Below are 19908 nucleotides of genomic sequence, written 5' to 3'. Positions count from 1 at the left end.
AGACACTCTGGTACCCGGCTGAGCGAGGCGCGATCGTCTGAATCGTGACCGAAACCGAAATCCCTACCAGAACCCTCGCCCCGGCCGCCCGGGGCGCCGCCGCGACGACGCCGGTCAGGACGCCGACCGGCGGGGCGCCGACCGGCGGGACGCCGACCGACGGGGCCCTGAGCGGCCCGGGGCTGTTCACCCTGCTGCTCGGGGCGGCCCTCCCTCTCATCGATTTCTTCATCGTCAACGTGGCCCTGCCCACCATGGACCGCGACCTGAACGCGGGCCCGGCCATCCTGGAGCTGATCGTCGCCGGGTACGGCGTGGCGTACGCGGTGCTGCTGGTCCTCGGCGGACGGCTGGGCGACTCCTTCGGGCGGCGCCGGCTCTTCCTCGCCGGAATGGCGGCCTTCGGGCTGACGTCGCTGGCCTGCGGGCTCGCCCCGGACGCGTGGAGCCTGGTCGTGGCGCGCGTCGCGCAGGGCGCCGCGGCGGCGCTGATGCTGCCGCAGGTGCTCGCCACCATCCACGCCTCCACCAGCGGCCCGCGCCGCGCCCGCGCGCTCAGCATGTACGGCGCGACGGCCGGCCTCTCCATGGTGGCGGGGCAGATCCTGGGCGGGGTGCTGGTGGCCGCGGACATCGCGGGCACCGGGTGGCGCGCGGTCTTCCTGGTCAACGTCCCGGTCGCGCTCATCGGCCTGGTCCTGGCCCTGCGTACGGTGCCCGAGACCCGCTCGAACCGGCCCGCGCCGGTGGACGTCCCGGGCACGGTGCTGCTGGCCGTCTCGCTGATCACGCTGATGGTGCCGCTGACCGAGGGGCGGGCGGCGGGCTGGCCGCTGTGGACCTGGCTGCTGCTGGGCGCGTTCCCGTTCGCGGCGACGGCGTTCTACGTGATCGAGCGCCGCGCCGACCGGGCGGGCGCGACCCCGCTGCTGCCGCCGAGTCTGTTCGCCCTGCGGGGGCTGCGGCGCGGGCTGCCGATGGTGGTGCCGTTCTCGATCGGCTTCGGCGGCTTCATGTTCGTCATCGCGGTCGCGCTGCAGCAGGGTCTGCGGTACGGGCCGGTCGCGGCCGGTCTGGCGCTGGCGCCGATGGCCGCCGCCTTCTTCGTGGCCTCGCTCATGGGCCCGCGCCTGGTGGGCCGGTACGGCAGCCGCGTGGTGACCTCCGGCGGACTGTTCCAGGCGGTGGGCCTCGGGCTGCTGATGCTGGCCGTGGCGCGCGACTGGCCGGACCTGTCCCTGGCCGGGCTGCTGCCGGGGGTCGCCCTGGCCGGTTTCGGGCAGGGGCTGCAGTTGCCGGTGCTGATCCGGATCGTGCTGGCCGAGGTGCCGAGCGAGCGGGCGGGGGTGGGCAGCGGCGTGATGGTCACGATCCAGCAGTCCTCGCTGGCGCTGGGCGTCGCCACGCTCGGCACCCTGTTCCTCGCGCTGGCGCCGTCGATGGGGATGGGTGACGCCCTGGTGATCACGCTGGCGGCGCAGCTCGCGGCGGTGGCGCTGACGGTGCTGCTGAGCCTGCGGCTGCCGCGCGTGGTGGTGTGAGCGGGGCTGGTGGGGCCGGCAGACGCGCGACGCCAGACAGGCGATGACAGGTAGGCGATGACATACCTGCGGTGACAGCCATGCGATGACGGGTAGGCGGTAGCGGGTATGCGATGACAGATATTGAAATCTGTCATCGCATATGCCACGCTCGTTGACGCATACACACACGCAGACTCCGCGTCGCACCCCCGAGTCCCCCGCAAGGAGCACCCCATGCAGATGCGCCAACTCGGCACCACCGGCCCCCATGCCTCCGCGATCGGCCTCGGCTGCATGGGCATGTCCGCCCTGTACGGCCCCGCGGACCGCGCCGAGTCCCTGGCCACCATCCACGCCGCGCTCGACGCCGGGGTCACTCTGCTGGACACCGGCGACTTCTACGCCATGGGCCACAACGAACTGCTCATCAACGAGGCCCTGCGCACCGCGCCCGCCGCCCACCGCGAAAGGGCCCTGCTCAGCGTGAAGTTCGGCGCGCTGCGCGGCCCCGACGGCGGCTGGTCCGGCCATGACGGCCGCCCGGCCGCCGTCAAGAACTTCGCCGCCTACTCGCTCCAGCGCCTCGGCGCCGACCACATCGACGTCTACCGCATCGCCCGCGTCGACCCCGACGTCCCGATCGAGGAGACCGTGGGCGCCATCGCCGAGCTGGTCGAGGCCGGGTATGTGCGGCACATCGGGCTCTCGGAGGCGGGTGCGGAGACCATACGCCGCGCCACCGCCGTCGCCCCGATCAGCGATCTGCAGATCGAGTACTCCCTGATCTCCCGCGGCATCGAGGAAGAGATCCTGCCGGTCTGCCGTGAGCTGGGCGTCGGCATCACCGCGTACGGCGTGCTCTCCCGCGGGCTGATCAGCGGCCACTGGAGCCGGGACCGCAAGCTCGCCGAGAACGACGTCCGCGGCTTCGTCCCGCGCTTCAGCGGCGACAACATCGACCACAACCTCAGCCTGGTCGAGGCCCTGCGCAAGATCGCCGACGACAAGGGCGTCAGCGTCGCGCAGATCGCCATCGCCTGGGTGCTCGCCCAGGGCCCGAAGCACGCCACGGCCATCGTGCCGCTGATCGGTTCTCGCACACGCGCACAGCTGACAGAGGCTCTCGGCTCGCTGGACGCTACGCTCGACGCCGACGACCTGGCCGCGATCGAGGAGGCCGTTCCGGCCGGTGCCGCAGCGGGCGACCGCTACCGGGAGTCGCAAATGGCCTTCCTCGACAGCGAGAAGAAGAAGTAGAAGAGGTACGGGACCCGATGCCGCCGCCCGAGACACCCCTGACCCCCGACCGCGTCCTCGAAGCCACCGAGGACGTGCTGCGCCGCTACGGCCCGGCCAAGGCCACGGTCGTGGACGTGGCCCGCGCGCTCGGGGTCAGCCACGGCAGCGTCTACCGGCACTTCCGTACCAAGGCGGCCCTGCGCGAGGCGGTCACCGAGCGGTGGCTCGACCAGGCACACGACGAGCTGTTCCGCATCGCCCGCGCCAAGGGCCCGGCGACCGACCGGCTGCGCGAGTGGCTGTCCGCCCTCTTCGCCGCCAAGCGGGGCAAGGCGGGCGACGATCCGGAGCTGTTCGCCACCTATCTTTCCCTGGCCGGCGAGAACAGCGGCACCGTCGCCCGGCACATCGAGACGATGATCGGCCACCTCACCAGGATCGTCGAAGGCGGCATCGCGAGCGGCGAGTTCAGGACGCCCGACGCCCGCACGACGGCCCGCTCCCTGTGGTCCGCGACGGCCCACTTCCACGACCCGGTGTACGCGGCGGAGTGGTCGGACCCGGGCGTGGAGCTGGCCTTCGCCGACCTCGTCGAGCTGCTGCTCAACGGCTTGCGAGCCTAGAGGGAGGCCCGGCGCTCAGCGCACGCCCAGGAACCGCAGCACCGCCAGCACCCGGCGGTGGTCCGCGTCGGCGACCGGCAGGTCCAGCTTCACGAAGATGCTGTTGATGTGCTTCGCCACCGCGGACTCGCTGATCACCAGCGCCGCGGCGATCCCCGTGTTCGACCGGCCGCCCGCCATCAGCTCCAGCACCTCCCGCTCCCGCCGCGTCAGCCGGTCCAGCGGGTCGCTGTGGCGGCGGACGAGGAGCTGGGAGACCACCTGCGGGTCCAGCGCGGTGCCACCGCCCGCCACCCGCCGCAGCGCGTCGATGAACTCCTCCACGTCCGCGACGCGTTGCTTCAGCAGATAGCCGATCCCGCTCGTGTGCGCGGTGAGCAGATCGGCCGCGTAGCGCTCCTCCACGTACTGCGACAGCAGCAGCACCGCCGTGTCCGGCCACTGCTGCCGGATGAGCAGGGCGGCCCGGACGCCCTCGTCCGTGAAGCCCGGTGGCATCCGTACGTCCACCACGGCGATGTCCGGGCGGTGTTCCTCCACCGCCGTCAGCAGGCCCTCCGCGTCCGCCGCCTCCGCGGTCACCTCGAAGCCCGCCATCCGCAACACCTTGACGAGGCCGATCCGCAGCAGAACCGAATCCTCGGCGATCACAGCACGCACGGCAGCTCCACGGTGATGACGGTCGGGCCCCCGCGGGGGCTGCTGATGCCGAACGTGCCGTCCACCGAGCCCGCCCGCTTGGCGAGCCCGGTGAGACCGGTGCCCCGGGCGGCGTCGGCTCCGCCCTCCCCGTCGTCGGCGACGACGATCCGGAGCGTGTCCCCGGTGCGCACGACCGTGATGTCGGCCCGCTGCGCCCGCGCGTGCTTGGCGACGTTGGCGAGGGCCTCGGAGACGACGAAGTACGCGACGGCCTCGACGGTCGGGGCGGCTCGCTCCGGCACGTGGACGTGCAGCCGCACCGGCAGCGGGGCGCGCGCCGCGATGCCGGAGAGGGCGGCGTCCAGCCCGAGTTCGTCGAGGACGGCCGGGTGCAGCCCGCGCACCAGGCTGCTCAGCTCCTCGATGGCCCCCTTGGCCTCCCGGTGCGCCTCTTCGATCACCTGCCGTGCCTCGTCCGGCAGATCGGTCAGGGTGGCCTTGGCCAGGCCCAGGTTGACCGCCATGGAGACCAGCCGCTGCTGGGCGCCGTCGTGCAGATCGCGTTCGATGCGGCGGCGCTCTGCATCGCCCGCGTCGACCGCGCCCGCACGGCTCTCGGTCAGGTCCTCGACCCTGCGCTTCAGTTCCCTGGCCGGTACGGGACCCAGCAGCGCGGTCGCGGCGCGCGTGTCGAGCCGTACGAGGGCGCCGGTGAGCGCGTAGGCGAGGACCAGCAGGATCAGGCCACCGGCCGTGACGTACGCGGCCTGGGTCGAGTACCCGACATGGTCGAGCCGCCAGGACAGCGGGACGCCCCACACCCAGATGTAGACGGTGGCGGCCACGAAGCCGACGAGGGCCATCACGACGGCCAGCACTCCTCCCCACGCGACCGCCGGTCCGGCCAGCAGGTGGTACCACAGCTGCCGCGGGGCCCGTTCGGGCCCGGTGATCTCGATGCCGAGCAGCTCCTCGAAGCGCCACCGCTGGACGCGCGTCAGCACGGGCGTGGCCACGGCCGGGATCGCGAGGGGGAGGGTCAGGGCGAGCATGACCTCCCCCAGGGTCGTGGTGTCCTCGTAGACCAGCCACGGAACGCTCATCGGTATCGCCCAGGCCACGAACTGCACCGCCGCGCCGACGGCGCCGAAACCGAGGTCGCGCCGCAGCCGGTGAAGCGTCCGTTCGAACGCGGGCCGCAGCGCGGTGGGGAGTCTCATACGGCGACTCTAGAGCGGCTCGGTGCGGCCGCGCGCTGGAGCACGGGCCCGGAAAGGGGGTGCAACTAGTGCCACCCCACATCGGCAACTGCCATGAACGACACGGGAGGTGGCGCCGACAAGGCTGGTGGGCAGGCCCGATCGCCGGGCCGTCCGGAAGGAGACCCGCCCGATGACCGCCCTGTACGCCCCCGACCGGTCCGCCCGGCCCGGCCGGAGCACATCCCGCCCCCGGCCCCGTCTGACGTGGCTCACCCGGGTACGCCCCGAGCCGGTGCTGCTCGCCTCGGGGGTGGCGCTGGTGCCCTGGCTGTACGTACTGGCGCGGACGCTCCCCTCCACCGCCCGGGCCGCGCACTGGAACGCGGCCTGGGTGGGCCTGGACGCGCTCGAAGCGCTCGGGCTGCTCTCCACCGCCGTCCTGCGGCGGCGCGGGGACGACCGTCACCGCCTCACCGCGGCGGCCAGCGGCACGCTGCTGCTGGTGGACGCGTGGTTCGACACGGTGACGGCCGCCTCGGGCGGGGAGCTGGCCGGTGCCGTCGCGATGGCGCTGGGCGCGGAGCTGCCGCTGGCCGCGGTGTGCGCGGCGCTGGCGCTGGGCGGCACGCCGAAGGACCTTCCGCGGGTCAGCCCTGGGACGCCGCCCACCACAGCATCACCGCGGCCGCCGCGAAGCACACGAACATGATCAGTAGCGCCTGGCGCCGCGCCGCCGCGTCGGCCGTCATGCGCGGGGAGCCGAGGGCGCCGTGGGCCTGAGCGAGGTGGTCGAGGCCCTTGTGGCGGGCCCCGCCGTAGGTGATCCGTTCCGTCCAGTCGCAGTGCAGGCAGCCGAGGAGCCGCCGCTGCCCCGGGCCGTAGCCGTAACTCACCTCGAAGACAGTGCCGTCCTCGCGGGTGGCCGTGATGTGATGCGTCACGCCTCGCATGGTTGGTGAACCCCCGTTCCTGCCGAACCTCTGCCGAAACCGAACCTGCCAAGCCGACGGGCTCCGGCGCCGCGGCATTCCCACCGCGGTGCCGGAGCCCGTCCTCGTGCTGTGCGCCCTGCCGTAGCGCGCTGGTCAGCAGCCGATCAGCCGGCCGCCCAGGTACGACTGGATCTGGTCGAGGGAGACCCGCTCCTGCTTCATCGTGTCGCGTTCGCGCACGGTCACCGCGTTGTCGTCGAGCGTGTCGAAGTCGACGGTGACACAGAAGGGCGTGCCGATCTCGTCCTGGCGGCGGTAGCGGCGGCCGATGGCGCCCGCGTCGTCGAACTCGATGTTCCAGTGCTTGCGCAGGTCCGCCGCGAGCCCCTTGGCCTTCGGGGAGAGCTGCGGGTTGCGGGACAGCGGCAGCACCGCGACCTTGACCGGGGCGAGCCGCGGGTCGAGCTGCATCACGGTGCGCTTCTCCAGCTTGCCCTTGGCGTTGGGCGCCTCGTCCTCGATGTACGCGTCGAGCATGAAGGCCAGCATGGCGCGGCCGACGCCCGCCGCCGGCTCGATGACGTACGGGGTCCAGCGCTCCCCGGCCTCCTGGTCGAAGTACGACAGGTCCTGGCCGGACGCCGCGGAGTGCGCCTTGAGGTCGTAGTCGGTGCGGTTGGCCACGCCCTCCAGCTCGCCCCACTCGGAGCCGCCGAAGCTGAAGCGGTACTCGATGTCGGCGGTGCGCTTGGAGTAGTGGGAGAGCTTCTCCTTCGGGTGCTCGTACCAGCGGAGGTTGGCCTCCTGGATGCCGAGGTCGCGGTACCAGTTGTAGCGCTGCTCCATCCAGTACTCGTGCCAGGTCTCGTCCTCGCCCGGCTTGACGAAGAACTCCATCTCCATCTGCTCGAACTCACGGGTGCGGAAGATGAAGTTGCCCGGCGTGATCTCGTTCCGGAAGGACTTGCCGAGCTGCGCGATGCCGAACGGCGGCTTGCGGCGCGAGGTCTGCTGCACGGCGAGGAAGTTGGTGAAGATGCCCTGGGCGGTCTCGGGGCGCAGGTACGCGACCGAGCCGGAGTCCTGGGTCGGGCCGAGGTGGGTGGACAGCAGCCCGGAGAACTGCTTGGGCTCGGTGAAGCTGCCCTTGTTGCCGCAGTGCGGGCAGTTGAGGTCGGCCATGCCGTTCTCGGGCAGCTTGCCGTGCTTGGCCTCGTAGGCCTCCTCCAGGTGGTCCGCGCGGAACCGCTTGTGGCAGGAGGTGCACTCGGTCAGCGGGTCCGTGAAGGTGGCGACGTGGCCGGACGCCTCCCAGACCTCACGGGCGAGGATCACGGACGAGTCGAGTCCCACGACGTCGTCGCGCGAGGTGACCATGGAACGCCACCACTGGCGCTTGATGTTCTCCTTCAGCTCCACGCCGAGCGGTCCGTAGTCCCAGGCGGCGCGCTGGCCGCCGTAGATCTCGCTGCACGGATAGACGAAGCCACGGCGCTTGCTCAGGCTGACGATGGTGTCGATCTTGTCGGCGGCCACGGTGCTCTCTTCATTGATGACGACATTGGAGGACGCGAAGCGAATGCTTCAGGTTACCGGCGGCGGCACCCCCCGGATCAAATCGATACCGGAAGTGATCAAGAACAAGACTCTTGTTGACAACCGTTTCCATCTTTGTTGAAAATGAGAGTCATGAACATACGCCGCCTCTCCCCCGCGGCAGCCCTTGCCGGGGCCGCCGCGATGAGCTTGACCACCCTCACAGCCTGCTCCAACCACACCGGAGACGGAAGGACGGACGGCAAGCTCGATGTGGTGGCGTCGTTCTATCCCATGCAGTTCCTCGCCCAGCGCATCGGGGGGAACCACGTCCATGTCTCCACCCTGACCAAGCCGGGCGTCGAGCCGCACGACCTGGAGATCAGCCCCCGGCAGACGGCCCAGCTCAGCAAGGCCGGTCTGGTGGTCTACCTCAAGGGGCTCCAGCCGTCCGTCGACCGCGCCATCGGCCAGGCCGAGCCGCGGCACGTCGCCGACGCCGCCTCGTACACCAGCCTGGAGGACCACGGGACGGAGGTGGAGGGCGAGGACGGCCACGGGCACGGACACGAGGCGCACGAGGGTGACGCCGCCGCCGATCCGCACATCTGGCTCGACCCGGTGCGCTACGCCCAGGTCGCCGAGGGCGTCGGCAAGGCCCTGCGGAAGGCCGACCCGGACCACGCCGCCGCCTACAAGAAGAACACCGCCGCCCTGGTGAAGCAGCTCGGCGCCCTCAACGAAGACTTCGAGACCGGATTGAAGGGCCGCGGTACGGATACCTTCATCACCACCCACGCCGCGTTCGGCTATCTCTCCGAGCGCTACGGGCTGCGCCAGGAGGCCATCTCCGGGCTCGACCCGGAATCCGAGCCGAGCCCGGCACGGATGCGGGGGCTGCACACCATCGCCAAGAAGGACAAGGTCGGCACCGTCTTCTTCGAGACTCTGGTGAGCGACAAGACGGCGAAGACCCTGGCGGGCGATCTCCACCTCAAGACGGACGTCCTCGACCCCATCGAGGGGATCGGCAAGGCGTCCAAGGGCCGCGACTACTTCGAGGTCATGCGGTCGAACCTGACGGCTCTGCGCAAGGCGCTCGGCGCGGGATGACACGCGATACGACGGAGGAATCCATGGCCAAGGAACCCGACGGCAGCACACGGCCCGGCGAAGCGGCGGAACGTGGAGGCGGGCGCGGTACGGCGAACGGGCGCGCCGCCGCGACCGCCGCCCCCTCGGCAGCCGCCGACGCCGACCCGGTCATATCCCTGCGCGGCGCCACCGCCTCGCTCGGCGGCCGCCCGATCCTGCGCGGCGTCGACCTGACCGTGGGGCGCGGCGAGGTCGTCGCGCTGCTCGGCGCGAACGGCTCCGGCAAGTCGACCGCCGTACGCGCCGTCGTCGGCCAGGTGCCGCTGACCGGCGGCGAGCTGGCGCTGTTCGGCACCCCCGGCCGCCGCTTCCGCGACTGGGCCCGCGTGGGCTACGTACCGCAGCGCACGACCGCGGCGAGCGGCGTCCCCGCGACCGTCCGCGAGGTCGTCTCGGCCGGGCGGCTGGCCCGCCGCCGGTTCGGACCGCCGCGCAAGGCGGACCGGGCGGCCGTGCACCGCGCGCTGGAGCTGGTCGGCATGGCCGACCGCACCCGCGACCCGGTCGGCGCGCTCTCCGGCGGCCAGCACCAGCGGGTGCTGATCGCCCGCGCGCTGGCCGGTGAGCCCGAACTGCTGATCATGGACGAGCCGATGGCCGGGGTCGACCTGGTCAGCCAGGAGATCCTCGCCGGGACGCTGCGCGAGCAGGTCGCGGCGGGGACCACCGTGCTCCTCGTCCTCCATGAGCTGGGCCCGCTGGAGCCGCTGATCGACCGCGCGGTGGTGCTCCGCGACGGCTGTGTCGTCCACGACGGCCCGCCGCCCAAGGCCGTCGGCCAGCATGCGCTGCCCGGCCATGATCACGTCCATCCCCATGCGGCGCCCGACGCCGAACCGATCCGGACAGGGTTGCTGACCTGACATGCTGGAAGTCCTCGACTACGCCTTTATGCAGCGGGCCCTGCTCGCCGCCGTCCTCGTCGGCGTCACCGCCCCCGCCGTCGGCATCTACCTCGTCCAGCGCCGCCAGGCGATCATGGGCGACGGCATCGGCCATGTCGCGCTCACCGGAGTCGCGCTCGGCTTCCTGACCGGCACCAACCCGGTCTGGACCGCCATCCTCGTCTCCGCGCTCGGCGCCGTCCTGATGGAGCTGATCCGCTGGTACGGCAAGACCCGCGGCGACCTCGCGCTCGCGATGCTCTTCTACGGCGGCATGGCCGGCGGCGTCCTGCTGATCAACCTCTCGCCGACCGGCTCCAACGCCAACCTGACCACGTACCTCTTCGGCTCGATCACCACCGTGTCGCAGCAGGACGTCGTCGTGATCAGCCTGCTGGCCGCCTTCGTCGTGCTGATCACCCTCGGGCTGCGGCGGCAGCTGTTCGCGGTCTGCCAGGACGAGGAGTTCGCCCGGGTGACCGGGCTGCCCGTCCGTACGCTCAACCTGCTGCTGGCCGTCACCGCCGCCGTCACCGTCACCGTCGCCATGCGCGTCGTCGGCCTGCTGCTGGTAAGCGCCCTCATGGTGGTCCCGGTCGCCGCCGCCCAGCAGGCCACCCGCGGCTTCGCGATGACCCTGGCGCTGGCGGTCGGCATCGGCGTCGTGGTCACCCTGTCCGGGACGGTCTTCTCCTTCTACAAGAACGTGCCGCCCGGCGCGAGCATCGTCGTCCTCGCCATCGGCGTCTTCGCCGTGATCACCGCGCTCGCCGCGCCCCTGGCCAAACGGCGCGCCCATAGGCCCGCCTCGGCGTCCGAGGGGCGGTGCACCCTGAAGGACGACGTACTCGTCTAGTGCACAGCTAGTCCGTAGCCGATCCGTTAGCTGGCACAATGGCCAGGCAGACGACAGACGCTTACGGGCAGGCGAGGTTGAGGAGGCAACTGTGGCGACCGCGGGTCCCCCAGTACGCGGCCGGTCCACCAGGCAGCGCGCCGCGGTGGCGGCGGCGTTGGACGAGGTGGACGAGTTCCGCAGTGCGCAGGAGCTTCACGACATGCTCAAGCACCGGGGCGACTCGGTCGGCCTGACCACCGTCTACCGCACCCTCCAGTCCCTCGCCGACGCCGGCGAGGTCGACGTCCTGCGCACCACCGAGGGCGAGGCCGTCTACCGCCGCTGCAACAGCGAGGAGCACCACCACCACCTGGTCTGCCGCTCCTGCGGCAAGGCGGTCGAGGTCGAGGGCCCGGCGGTAGAGAAGTGGGCCGACGCGATCGCCGCAGAGCACGGTTTCGTGGACGTGGCCCACACCATCGAGATCTTCGGCACCTGCGGCGACTGCGCGGCCCCCGCGGCCGGGGGCCAGGCCTGACGGCCGGGCCCGGCGGCTAGCGCTTCGGCTGGTTGAAGCGCAGCAGATTCCCGGCCGGGTCGCGGAAGGCGCAGTCGCGCACGCCGTACGGCTGATCGATCGGTTCCTGCAGCACCTCGCCGCCCGCCGCCCGGATGTGCTCGAACGTGGCGTCCACGTCCTCCGTCGCGAAGAGGACCCCACGCAGCATGCCCTTGGCGAGGAGTTCCGCCATGGCCTGCTTGTCGGCGGGCGAGGCGTTGGGATTCGCGGCGGGGGGTTCGAGGACGATGCTGACGTCCGGCTGTGACGGCGACCCGACGGTCACCCAGCGCATCCCTTCGAACCCGACGTCGTTGCGGACCTCCAGGCCCAGGATGTCGCGGTAGAAGGCGAGTGCCTTGTCATGGTCGTCGACGGCTATGAAGCACGTGGAAAGCGTGATGTTGTTCATGTCTGTCACGCTACGACCGGGCGGCGGGATCCGCTTCTCCATTCCTGACCGGATCGCCGTCCGGATTGCCGACCGGCTTGCTGGCCGCGTTCCTGACCGGCCGGGTGAAGACCTTGGCGACACAGGCCGGGATGTCCGCGCCATGCTCATGATCGCGCGCCCGGTACGCGCTCGGGCTCTCCCCGACCAGCTCCGTGAACCGTGAGCTGAACGACCCAAGCGACGTACACCCGACCGCGAAGCAGACCTCCGTCACCGGCAGATCCCCCCGCCGCAGCAACGCCTTGGCCCGCTCGATCCGCCGCGTCATCAGGTAGCTGTACGGCGTCTCCCCGAAGGCCTCCCGGAAGCTCCGCGCGAAGTGCCCCGTCGACATCAGCGCCCCACGCGCCAGCGCCGGCACGTCCAGCGGCTGCGCGTAGTCCCGATCCATCCGGTCCCGCGCCTTCCGCAACCGGACCAAATCCTCCAGATTCACCCCCACAGGATCACACGCCGCCCCAGACGGCTTCCAGATCCCGGCAGTGCACGATGATCACCGCATCGGTCAGGGCGATCTCATGGCTGCATCCGGCGTCATGCGGAAGGATCTCGTCGAGCAGGACCGTGTCCGTCTCCATCCAGTCGATGGCGTGCGCGTAGTCGATCGAGAAGTGCCGGACCCCGGCGTAACGGATCCGCAGCCCTGTGTCGTGCTTCCACTCGCTGGGCACGAAGGTGAGCGTCAGCCCGCCGCCCTTGCGCCCGGGGATGTCGACCCCGGCCAGCCCCAGATCCTTCACACACCTGGCGCCGGTCCCGAAGCGGTAGTGCTCCTCGTCGGCAGCGAACGCCCACGCCCCGGGCGGCAGGGCGTCCCGCAACCGCGGCAGCTCCGCCAGATAGGCGGTCGGGTCGACCCGGAACCCATGCAGCTCCGGGTCCCATGCAGCCTTCGCGAATTCCATGATCCTCAGGTTAAGCGGGTGCGTGCGCCCAGGCCGCCGGCCATGGTGCGGGATCGCGTCGTGTCCGCTGTGCCCACGCTCCTCGGCCGCCGTACGGTCCCGGCGTGAAGCCCTTGGGGAGATGGCGGCGAACGCGGTTCGTTCCGGGCCCCTGGGGAAGGGTCGGCCATCGTGAAGAAGAAGCGCATCGCCCTGCTCGCCTTGTTCGGCGCCCTGGTGGCCTCCGTCTCCGTTCTGGCGACCCTCCCGATCCCCCGTTCCGCCGAGGAGACGTCCGTCGGGAAGGCCTCATCGCGAGGGTCGACCGCCCATGTGCCCGCGCTGAGGGACGGAAAAATCCTGCCCGCCGACGAGTGGCCGGACGCCTGCGGGCTGGTGACCCAGCAGGACATCACGGCGATCCTTCCGGACGCCCAGGACATCCAGCAGGCATACCGCCCGGTCCCCGCGCTCTCGATCAAGGACTTCCGCGCGGACTCCTCGTGGAAGGAGAGCAACCAGTCCCCGTACGGCGAGTGCGTCTACGTCATGCGGCTGCCGGGCGAGACGTACAGCGCCACCCAGGCCTGGATCCGCATCGACGCGGTGGCCGACCCCAAGCTGATAGCCGGCTACTTCAAGCGTGCCGCGGCGGGAGCCAACCCCGGCGGGAGTTCGGACGGGGCGGACAAGTGCGTCATGGCTTCCCCCACCGACCAGAACTGGACCTGCCGCAAGGGCCCGCTCATGTTCACGGTCGGCGGGCAGACCACCGCGACGTTCGAAGGCCAGCAGGACGCGGCGCCCTTCGCCTGGCGCGACGAGGTGACCCCGGAGCTCGTCCGGACCGTGGCCGCGAAGGTCACGTAGCGAGAGGCAGGCCGGGTCTCAGAGTCGCCCCGCTCAGTGGTGCATCCGCGCGCCCTTGAGGACCTTGTCCACCGCGTTGCGCGGCCCGTAGACGGCCATTCCGACCAGGTCGAGCTGGTCGGTGCCCACCGCCCGTACGGCCGCCCGGTTGTCCCGGTCGTTGCCCGTGCCGAACAGATCCGACGTGAACACCGCCCTCGGCAGCGCGCGGGACAGCGCGCGGCCGTGCGCGGTGGTCAGCGTCTCCTTCGTCCCCTCGAAGACCAGCACGGGCTGGCGGAGCATCGGGAGGTACGCGGTGCCGTCGGCGTCCGCGTACGGCTCGCCGATCACCTCGGGTGCCACCGTGCCGAGCCCGCTGACGACGAAGGCGGTCACATTCAGCCGCTGCCAGGTCTCCAGGTCGTCGCGCAGCAGCACGGCGATCTTCGTGTCGAAGCGCACGGGGGCGCTCTCATCGGTCGTCGTTGTCATGCTCCGAGACTGACGGCTGCACGCCGTCGTCGTCTTGTACGTTCTTTGCATGGCGTCCCGACAGAGAATCTCTGCTTGGCGCCCGTCGGTCCCGGGCGTCAGCGAGGTCTTCCATGCCCACTTCACCGAGCACGCGTACCCCATGCACGTCCACGACGTCTGGACCCTGCTGATCGTCGACGACGGCGCGGTCCGCTACGACCTGGACCGCCATGAGCGCGGCACGCCGAACGACACCGTCAGCCTGCTGCCGCCGCAGGTCCCGCACAACGGCTCGCCCGCCACCTCGCACGGCTTCCGCAAGCGGGTGATCTACCTCGACATGACGCAGCTGGACGAAAGCCTCATCGGACCGGCGGTCGACGGCCCGGACCTCACCGATCCGCTCCTGCGCCGACGCATCGGACAGCTGCACGCCGCCCTCGCCACCCCGGGAGACGAGCTCGAGGCGGAGAGCCGCCTGGCCCTCATCAGCCAGCGCCTGCGCGAACACCTGCGCCCCCGGCTGGCCGTGGTCGGCGCGGCGCCCGACCGCGGCATCGCCCAGAACCTGCGCGACCTCCTCGACGAACGCTTCGTCGAAGCCCCCACCCTGGAAGAGGCCGCCCGCCTCCTCCACGCCCACCCCACGCATCTCGTCCGCGCCTTCAGCACCGCGTTCGGCATCGCACCCCACCAGTACGTGACCTCCCGCCGCGTCGACCTGGCCCGCCGCCTGCTCCTCGACGGGCAGCCCCCGGGAGAGGTGGCCACCGCGGTCGGCCTCTACGACCAGTCGCACCTGACGCGCCACTTCAAGCGGGTCGTGGGGATCGCCCCGGGCCAATACGCCCGCACGGGGGCGACGCTACGCCTTGGTTCGCGCCGACTCCTCACGCCTTCAAGCTGAACCCGACGCCACTCCTCCGCCATGCCCTCACTTCGGACGCGAGCCGGTGCACCTCGATCTCCACGCCGCTTTCGCGCCGGGCCGCGTGGATGAGGTCATGGGATCGTGAACCAGCAAATATCTCCCGAGTCGGGCATGGTCGAGAGCTTCCGCATTTCTGACTGAATCCTGTCCAGAGCCCCCTCTTTCGCTACCGGCCACGGAGAGAACGGATGCGCGTCCGATGCGGTGAGCTCTCCGGCCCGGACTCCTCGGTCGTACAGGTCACCAATAATTCGCAACGTCATGTTCATCAACTCCTGGCGACTGGCTCCCCTCCCCAGCAGACTTGCAACCGTTCCGCTGATTACCGAAAACCCCACCCAGTCGTCTCGTGCGTATTGCAGCAGATACTGGAGCTCTGCATCGTAATCGGCCCGGGCTTCCACTCTCATCAGCTCCCGTGCTGCGGTATATGAAACCTTTTCATTTCCAATCCGTCCACATCATTGTAGTCGATGGTTGGCCCACCGGATTTACTGAAGGGACGGTAAGTCACGGTGGACTTGGGGTCTTCCGACAGATGCCAAACTTCGATATCACCCTTGGGCGTATGCTTCACCTCGGGCGCACCTAGCTGTTCGTGCAACCCAGCGCGCACCCGTTTGAGCTCATCCTCGCTCACCATCCTCACACCAGGACTGTCTTCGATTCCGAGCATATTCCCTTGTTTATCGATCGCCGTATTCCGCGCGGCTCCGTGCTTCTCCGCATCCGCCGGGTCAAGGCACTTCAATCCGAGGGGATCGATCCAAGAAAATGGACTGAAAACATAACTGTGGTGGTTTGGTGCCGCTGCGAGCCCGAGAGGGTCCGGTGAGGTGTAGCGGGCGGTTTCGGGGTCGTAGTGGCGGAAGTAGTTGTAGTACAGGCCCGTTTCGGGGTCGGCGTATTGGCCGGGGAAGCGGAGGGGGCAGTCGAGGGCGGCGGGTGGAGTGGGGAGTTGGGTGCCCCAGAGGGTGGTGCGGTGTTGCCAGGCCAGTTCGCCGTCCTGGGAGACCAGTTCGGTGGGGGTGCCGACCAGGTCGGTGATGATGGCGTGGAAGCGGGTCTCCGTCGCGGGGTTGTCCGCGAATTTTGTGAGGAGGGAGGCACCCTGCCGGCGGGTCAGGGTGTGGTGGTTGGTCTGAGTGAGGGGGCGGTGGGTGCCGGGGGTGTAGTCCCAGGTTATGTGGCTGCCATCCGGGGTGGACTGTTCCGCCAGGCGCGTGTCTTCCCAGGTGAAGTGCAGGGTGTCGGCCGCGGTACCGTCGTCGGTGAGGCGGTGCTTGGATATGCGGCGGCCCAGGGGGTCGTACGTGTAGTGCCAGCGGTCGCCGTCCGGGGTGGTCGCGTCGGTGAGGCGGTCTTCGGCGTTCCAGGTGTAGGTCCAGGTGCGGGTCTGGCCGCTCAGGAGTTTGCGGGTGCGGCGGGTCAGGCGGCCCTGGGCGTCGTGTTCGTAGGTGGTGCGGCCGGCGCGGTGGAGGATCGTGCCGGTGAAGGAGCGGTCGCCGGGGGTTTCGTGGTCCGGGGCCGTGGCGTGGGTGAGGTTGCCTGCCGTGTCGTACGCGTAGGTCTCCGTCCAGCCGTGGGCGTGGACGGCGGTGACCCGGCCGAGGGGGTCGAGGTCGAAGCGGCGGGTGCCGGAGGTGAGTTCGCGGATCTCGGTGAGGTAGCCGTCCGCTCGGTAGGCGTACGAGCGGTGTTGGAGGAGGTGGTCGGCGGCGGGCTCGGGGCCTCGGGTGAGGGTTTGGGTGGTGAGGCGGTCTGCCGTGTCCCAGGTTTGGGTCAGCGTCGCGCCGTCGCCCAGGCGGCGTTCGGTTTCCCGGCCCACGGCGTCGTAGGTGAAGGCCAGGGCCCCGGCGTCGCTCCGGAGGTCGACGGGACGGCCTGCGGCGTCGTGGGTCCAGGTGGAGCGCAGCCCGCTGGGGGTGGTGCGTTCGGTGCGGCGGCCGACGGCGTCGTAGGCGTAGGTGGTGGTGCGGCCGTTGACCGACTCCGACAGGACGCGGCCCAAGGGGTCACGTTCGATGGTCAGCTCGGAGTCCGGGTTGGTTGCCTGGGTCAGGCGGCCCGAGGCGTTGTAGGTGTACCGGGTGGTGTCGCCCGCGTCGGTGCGCTGTTCGACGGTGCGGCCCAGCGCGTCGCGGGTGAAGTGGAGCGTTTCGCCCGCGCCGTTGGTGCGGGTCAGGAGGCTTCCGGCCGCGTCGTGGGTGTAGGTGAGGGTACGGCCGTTGAAGTCGGTCTCGGCGGTGAGCCGGCCCGCCGGGTCATAGGTGTACGTCCAGGTCAGGCCCTGCGGGTTGGTGACCTGGGTCAGGCGCACCTCGGTGTCGTACGCGAAGGCGTAGCTCGCGCCGTCCGGGTCGGTACGGGTCGCGGGGACGTCGAAGTGGGTGGCGGTGTGGTGGGTGGTGTTGCCCGCCGGGTCGGTGTGGCTGCGCAGGTTGCCTTCGCCGTCCCAGGTCCAGGTCTCCCGCGTGCCGTCGGCCGCCTCGCGCCAGGCGGGCTTGCCCTCGGTGGTCCAGCCCATGCGGGTGGTGTGGCCGAGGGGGTCGGTCACCTCCACCACGCGTCCGAAGCTGTCGCGGCGGGCGGTGGTGGTGTGGCCCAGGGGGTCCACGACCTCGGTCGGCAGTCCGGCCGGGTCGGGGGTGACGCGGGTGGTGTGGTCGAGAGCGTCGGTGACCTCGGTGAGGTGGCCATGGTCGTTGTACGTGTAGTGGGTCCTCGCGCCGGTCGGGTCGGTGGTGGTGAGGAGGTTCCCGGCGTCGTCGTAGGCGTGGCGCCAGGTGGTGCCGCCCGGTTCGGTGACCTCGGTCGGCAAGCAGAGGTCGTTGTACGCGGCCCGGGCCTCGCTGCCGTCGGGGAGGGTGACGGTGGTGAGGTTGCTGTCCTCGTCGTAGGCGTAACCGGTCGTGCGACCCAGGGGGTCGGTGACCGAGAGACGGCGGTCGCCCCGGGCGTTCCACGTTATGAGGGTGGAGTGGCCGAGCGGGTCGGTCTCCTCGATGACCTGGCCGTCGGCGTTGTAGCGGTAGGTGGTGCGGTGGCCGAGGGAGTCGGTGTAGATGGTCGTGCGCGCGTCGTCGTCGTATTCGAGGGTGCCGTTGTAGACGCCGTCGCTGCCCTCGGTGCGGATCACCCGGCCGTCCGGACCGTAGACGTACGCGAACGACGTGCCGTTGCGGTCGGTCCAGGACGTGACGCGGCCCTGCGCGTCGTAGGTGAAGCGCAGGGGCTCGTTGCTGGAGTTGATGACCTCGGCGAGGTTTCCGGCCTCGTCGTACGCGTAGCGCATGACGACCGTGCCGGTGCCCTCGCGGCCATGGGGGTCGTAGATCGACGGCGCCTCGTCGAGCAGGCGCAGGGCGGTGACGCGCCGGTGGCCGTCGGTGTCGATGGCCACGTAGTAGCCGCCGGAGTGGCGGATCGCGAGGGGGTTGCCGGCCAGGGCGCGTTCGATGTCGACGCGGGTGCCGTTGCGGTCCTGGAGACTGTCCAGCCACAGGTGGACGGCGCCGGACTCGTCGGTGGGGGCGGGCCGGGTGAAGGTGCGGACGACGCCGGTCTGCGGGTCGGTGACGGTCATGACGCCGTCCGGCTTGCCGTCCCACTCCAGCGGCCAGCGCGCGCCCTTCTCCGGCAGCGTGGGAACGCCGGGCTCCGGCACCGGGTACACCAGCCGCATGCCGTCGGCGGCGGCGAACACCACGCCCTGGGAGTCGAGCTGGATGCGCTCGTCCAGCAGGCACGACCAGGTCGGGCCGAAGCTGGTGCCGCCCCGGTAGGACGACAGATGAGTGCGCTCGAAGACCAGCGGCAGGGAGCCCGGGAGGGTCAGGTCGGTCTGTTCCATCAGCATCGCGCCGGTCGCGATGTCGATCGGCTCCCCGACCCTCGGGCATTCCTTCGTCGGGCGGCCGGCTGGGCCCTCCTCGATGAGGCTGGGGCGCATGCCTGGCGGCTTCAGCAGGTTGGGAACGCCACCGGTCTTGGGGAGCACGCCGGGCTTGAGCACGCCCGCTCCCGCGCCGAAGATGCCGCCGTAGATCATGCCGTCCTTGGCGGCGGCGTTCACCTCGTCCAGGCTGAAGCCGTTCTGCTGCCCCAGGATGATCTTCACGGGCTGGGCGACGGCGACGTCCACGGTCACCGAGAGAACGCTGGTGAAGGCCGCGCCGACCAGCATTTCCGCGGCGATGGTGGCGACCGCCTCCTCCACCGCGATGCCCAGCCCGGCCGCCATCGCGATGATCTCCCCCGCGACCGCGTCGGACCCCCCTCCGGTGACGGGAGTCAGCAACACGCCGCCGACGAGGGCGACGGCATCGATGCCGATCTGCGTCCACAGCTTCTCGATCGCGTCATCGACCTGGTCGGCGAATTTGTCCAACGCCTTGGCCATACTGCGGGCGGACTTGGCGAGGTTGCTCAGCCAGCCCTCGTCCTTGCCCTTGGCGTAGCGCTCCCAGAAGGTCTCGAAGGCGTCGATCGCCTCGCCCTTGTTGTTGTGGATGAGTGTCGTGGCCGCTTTGTCGGTCGCGGCGCGCACGTCATCCACGCTGTCGGCGAAGGTCCGCCAGGCGTCGGCCGCGTGGCGCAGGGTGCCGGAGTTGGCGTCCGGCCACCACATGCCGAGCTTCAGCAGAAGAGCCTTGGCCTTCTCCTCTATTTCGCTTCCGAAGCTCACTTGTGGCCACCCTCACCAGGCGCGTGCTTGGCCTTGGTGAACATGCCCTCGATCAGCTTGTCGTTGTCGACGTGGCCGTCGGCCATGTCCTGCATCGCCTCATGGATGCTGGTCAGGCCGAGGACGAGGATGCCGGTGGACGACTCGATGTGCTTCTGGTTGGGCTTGTAGTGCTTCCCGAAGTCCTTGCCCGGTTTGTCGTCCCCCCACGGCTCCCCGTAGCCGTCCAGGGTGCTGATCAGCGTGGTCAGCGCCTCACTCAGCTTCACCGCCTGGTGGTGGAACGTCGGTGAGACGGACTTGATGTCCGCCACCTTGATGTCCAGGACCTTGCCCTTGCCGCGGCCGTCGCCCATGCCACGCCTCCCCCTCCGGCATACGTGTGCAAAGCCTCCAGACTAGTACTGCAACGGTGCTTGTTCTGATTGCTGGGCAGTTTTCAGGGGCTGTGGCCACGCCGTTTGTAGTGACTGAGGCGAGCTTGGTGTTGGCG

At 70.4% G+C, this 19908-nt stretch carries 21 protein-coding genes; 10 read left to right on the top strand and 11 right to left on the bottom strand.

All coding sequences use genetic code 11. The features are described from left to right. Positions 1–44: 44 nt before the first annotated feature. The 3 genes from ACFZCY_RS04860 (at position 45) to ACFZCY_RS04850 (ending at position 3385) form a co-directional block, all read left to right on the top strand. Positions 45–1541, top strand: coding sequence for an MFS transporter (locus ACFZCY_RS04860; protein WP_391169469.1), 1497 nt, complete (start codon positions 45–47; stop codon positions 1539–1541). Between the two features lie 216 nt (positions 1542–1757). After that, a complete protein-coding gene (locus ACFZCY_RS04855) occupies positions 1758–2780 on the top strand; it encodes an aldo/keto reductase (RefSeq protein ID WP_391169468.1) in 1023 nt (340 codons plus the stop codon). 17 nt (positions 2781–2797) lie between these two features. Continuing rightward, positions 2798–3385: a TetR family transcriptional regulator gene (locus ACFZCY_RS04850; protein ID WP_391169466.1), complete on the top strand. Its 588-nt coding sequence runs from the start codon at positions 2798–2800 to the stop codon at positions 3383–3385. A 15-nt stretch (positions 3386–3400) separates the two neighbouring features. Here ACFZCY_RS04850 and ACFZCY_RS04845 read toward each other — a convergent pair whose 3' ends face one another. Both ACFZCY_RS04845 and ACFZCY_RS04840 read right to left on the bottom strand, forming a co-directional pair. Next, positions 3401–4045 carry a response regulator gene (locus tag ACFZCY_RS04845; RefSeq protein WP_391169464.1) on the bottom strand — a complete coding sequence of 215 codons (645 nt, stop codon included), beginning with the start codon at positions 4043–4045 and terminating at the stop codon, positions 3401–3403. Then, positions 4033–5247 (bottom strand): histidine kinase, encoded by a 1215-nt coding sequence (locus tag ACFZCY_RS04840; RefSeq protein WP_391169463.1) that lies wholly within the window; start codon positions 5245–5247, stop codon positions 4033–4035. The genes ACFZCY_RS04845 and ACFZCY_RS04840 overlap by 13 nt, the downstream gene beginning before the upstream one ends. Positions 5248–5419: 172 nt before the next feature. Here ACFZCY_RS04840 and ACFZCY_RS04835 point away from each other — a divergent pair, with 172 nt between their 5' ends. Next, positions 5420–5938, top strand: coding sequence for a hypothetical protein (locus ACFZCY_RS04835; protein ID WP_391169461.1), 519 nt, complete (start codon positions 5420–5422; stop codon positions 5936–5938). Here the strand turns inward: ACFZCY_RS04835 and ACFZCY_RS04830 are convergent. Both ACFZCY_RS04830 and ACFZCY_RS04825 read right to left on the bottom strand, forming a co-directional pair. Then, positions 5877–6179 (bottom strand): hypothetical protein, encoded by a 303-nt coding sequence (locus ACFZCY_RS04830; protein ID WP_391169459.1) that lies wholly within the window; start codon positions 6177–6179, stop codon positions 5877–5879. The two genes, ACFZCY_RS04835 and ACFZCY_RS04830, sit on opposite strands and share 62 nt — an antisense overlap. 135 nt (positions 6180–6314) lie before the next feature. Further along, complete coding sequence (locus ACFZCY_RS04825; protein ID WP_391169458.1) at positions 6315–7697, bottom strand: glycine--tRNA ligase; 1383 nt, start codon at positions 7695–7697, stop codon at positions 6315–6317. 153 nt (positions 7698–7850) lie between these two features. Between ACFZCY_RS04825 and ACFZCY_RS04820 the strand changes: the two genes are divergently transcribed. The 4 genes from ACFZCY_RS04820 (at position 7851) to ACFZCY_RS04805 (ending at position 11112) form a co-directional block, all read left to right on the top strand. Next, positions 7851–8810, top strand: coding sequence for a metal ABC transporter solute-binding protein, Zn/Mn family (locus tag ACFZCY_RS04820; protein WP_391169457.1), 960 nt, complete (start codon positions 7851–7853; stop codon positions 8808–8810). A gap of 23 nt (positions 8811–8833) precedes the next feature. Beyond that, entirely contained in the window at positions 8834–9715 is an 882-nt protein-coding gene (locus ACFZCY_RS04815; protein ID WP_391169455.1) for an ATP-binding cassette domain-containing protein, read from the top strand. Position 9716: 1 nt separating this feature from the next. After that, positions 9717–10592, top strand: coding sequence for an iron chelate uptake ABC transporter family permease subunit (locus ACFZCY_RS04810; protein WP_391169453.1), 876 nt, complete (start codon positions 9717–9719; stop codon positions 10590–10592). A 91-nt stretch (positions 10593–10683) separates the two neighbouring features. Beyond that, complete coding sequence (locus ACFZCY_RS04805) at positions 10684–11112, top strand: transcriptional repressor (RefSeq protein WP_391169451.1); 429 nt, start codon at positions 10684–10686, stop codon at positions 11110–11112. Between the two features lie 16 nt (positions 11113–11128). Here the strand turns inward: ACFZCY_RS04805 and ACFZCY_RS04800 are convergent, their stop codons facing one another. Genes ACFZCY_RS04800 through ACFZCY_RS04790 form a run of 3 tightly spaced genes read right to left on the bottom strand, consistent with a single transcriptional unit; the run spans position 11129 to position 12492 of the window. Then, positions 11129–11587, bottom strand: coding sequence for a VOC family protein (locus ACFZCY_RS04800; protein ID WP_391169449.1), 459 nt, complete (start codon positions 11585–11587; stop codon positions 11129–11131). Next, positions 11556–12023, bottom strand: a complete 468-nt coding sequence (locus ACFZCY_RS04795; RefSeq protein WP_391169448.1) for a helix-turn-helix domain-containing protein — start codon at positions 12021–12023, stop codon at positions 11556–11558. Before ACFZCY_RS04795 ends, ACFZCY_RS04800 begins: the two co-directional genes overlap by 32 nt. 10 nt (positions 12024–12033) lie before the next feature. Further along, a complete protein-coding gene (locus ACFZCY_RS04790) occupies positions 12034–12492 on the bottom strand; it encodes a hypothetical protein (RefSeq protein ID WP_391169447.1) in 459 nt (152 codons plus the stop codon). 171 nt (positions 12493–12663) lie between these two features. On the opposite strand from ACFZCY_RS04790, the gene ACFZCY_RS04785 reads away from it, so the two are divergent. Next, positions 12664–13341: a hypothetical protein gene (locus ACFZCY_RS04785; RefSeq protein ID WP_391169445.1), complete on the top strand. Its 678-nt coding sequence runs from the start codon at positions 12664–12666 to the stop codon at positions 13339–13341. Between the two features lie 33 nt (positions 13342–13374). Here ACFZCY_RS04785 and ACFZCY_RS04780 read toward each other — a convergent pair whose 3' ends face one another. Then, entirely contained in the window at positions 13375–13815 is a 441-nt protein-coding gene (locus ACFZCY_RS04780; protein WP_391169443.1) for a DUF2000 family protein, read from the bottom strand. Between the two features lie 49 nt (positions 13816–13864). Between ACFZCY_RS04780 and ACFZCY_RS04775 the strand changes: the two genes are divergently transcribed. Further along, positions 13865–14704 (top strand): AraC family ligand binding domain-containing protein, encoded by an 840-nt coding sequence (locus ACFZCY_RS04775; protein ID WP_391169442.1) that lies wholly within the window; start codon positions 13865–13867, stop codon positions 14702–14704. Positions 14705–14799: 95 nt separating this feature from the next. Here the strand turns inward: ACFZCY_RS04775 and ACFZCY_RS04770 are convergent, their stop codons facing one another. The 3 genes from ACFZCY_RS04770 to ACFZCY_RS04760 are packed head-to-tail and all read right to left on the bottom strand — an operon-like array spanning position 14800 to position 19771. Beyond that, entirely contained in the window at positions 14800–15138 is a 339-nt protein-coding gene (locus ACFZCY_RS04770) for a hypothetical protein (RefSeq protein ID WP_391169441.1), read from the bottom strand. Then, a complete protein-coding gene (locus tag ACFZCY_RS04765) occupies positions 15138–19358 on the bottom strand; it encodes a DUF6531 domain-containing protein (protein WP_391170360.1) in 4221 nt (1406 codons plus the stop codon). The genes ACFZCY_RS04770 and ACFZCY_RS04765 overlap by 1 nt, the downstream gene beginning before the upstream one ends. Positions 19359–19411: 53 nt before the next feature. After that, positions 19412–19771, bottom strand: coding sequence for a hypothetical protein (locus tag ACFZCY_RS04760; RefSeq protein ID WP_391169439.1), 360 nt, complete (start codon positions 19769–19771; stop codon positions 19412–19414). Positions 19772–19908: the final 137 nt, after the last annotated feature.

The sequence above is a fragment of the Streptomyces sp. NPDC007983 genome (assembly GCF_042958345.1).
GTDB lineage: Bacteria > Actinomycetota > Actinomycetes > Streptomycetales > Streptomycetaceae > Streptomyces.
This window is presented reverse-complemented; position numbering and strand designations above follow the sequence as displayed.

Excerpts from the sequence above, each read along its gene's own strand:
- ACFZCY_RS04815 (WP_391169455.1), top strand. The coding sequence starts at position 8,834 with ATGGCCAAGGAACCCGACGGCAGCACACGGCCCGGCGAAGCGGCGGAA.
- ACFZCY_RS04850 (WP_391169466.1), top strand. The coding sequence starts at position 2,798 with ATGCCGCCGCCCGAGACACCCCTGACCCCCGACCGCGTCCTCGAAGCC.
- ACFZCY_RS04800 (WP_391169449.1), bottom strand. The coding sequence starts at position 11,587 with ATGGAGAAGCGGATCCCGCCGCCCGGTCGTAGCGTGACAGACATGAAC.
- ACFZCY_RS04835 (WP_391169461.1), top strand. The coding sequence starts at position 5,420 with ATGACCGCCCTGTACGCCCCCGACCGGTCCGCCCGGCCCGGCCGGAGC.
- ACFZCY_RS04760 (WP_391169439.1), bottom strand. The coding sequence starts at position 19,771 with ATGGGCGACGGCCGCGGCAAGGGCAAGGTCCTGGACATCAAGGTGGCG.
- ACFZCY_RS04855 (WP_391169468.1), top strand. The coding sequence starts at position 1,758 with ATGCAGATGCGCCAACTCGGCACCACCGGCCCCCATGCCTCCGCGATC.
- ACFZCY_RS04830 (WP_391169459.1), bottom strand. The coding sequence starts at position 6,179 with ATGCGAGGCGTGACGCATCACATCACGGCCACCCGCGAGGACGGCACT.
- ACFZCY_RS04790 (WP_391169447.1), bottom strand. The coding sequence starts at position 12,492 with ATGGAATTCGCGAAGGCTGCATGGGACCCGGAGCTGCATGGGTTCCGG.
- ACFZCY_RS04820 (WP_391169457.1), top strand. The coding sequence starts at position 7,851 with ATGAACATACGCCGCCTCTCCCCCGCGGCAGCCCTTGCCGGGGCCGCC.
- ACFZCY_RS04775 (WP_391169442.1), top strand. The coding sequence starts at position 13,865 with ATGGCGTCCCGACAGAGAATCTCTGCTTGGCGCCCGTCGGTCCCGGGC.
- ACFZCY_RS04840 (WP_391169463.1), bottom strand. The coding sequence starts at position 5,247 with ATGAGACTCCCCACCGCGCTGCGGCCCGCGTTCGAACGGACGCTTCAC.
- ACFZCY_RS04770 (WP_391169441.1), bottom strand. The coding sequence starts at position 15,138 with ATGAGAGTGGAAGCCCGGGCCGATTACGATGCAGAGCTCCAGTATCTG.
- ACFZCY_RS04780 (WP_391169443.1), bottom strand. The coding sequence starts at position 13,815 with ATGACAACGACGACCGATGAGAGCGCCCCCGTGCGCTTCGACACGAAG.
- ACFZCY_RS04810 (WP_391169453.1), top strand. The coding sequence starts at position 9,717 with ATGCTGGAAGTCCTCGACTACGCCTTTATGCAGCGGGCCCTGCTCGCC.
- ACFZCY_RS04765 (WP_391170360.1), bottom strand. The coding sequence starts at position 19,358 with ATGTGGTGGCCGGACGCCAACTCCGGCACCCTGCGCCACGCGGCCGAC.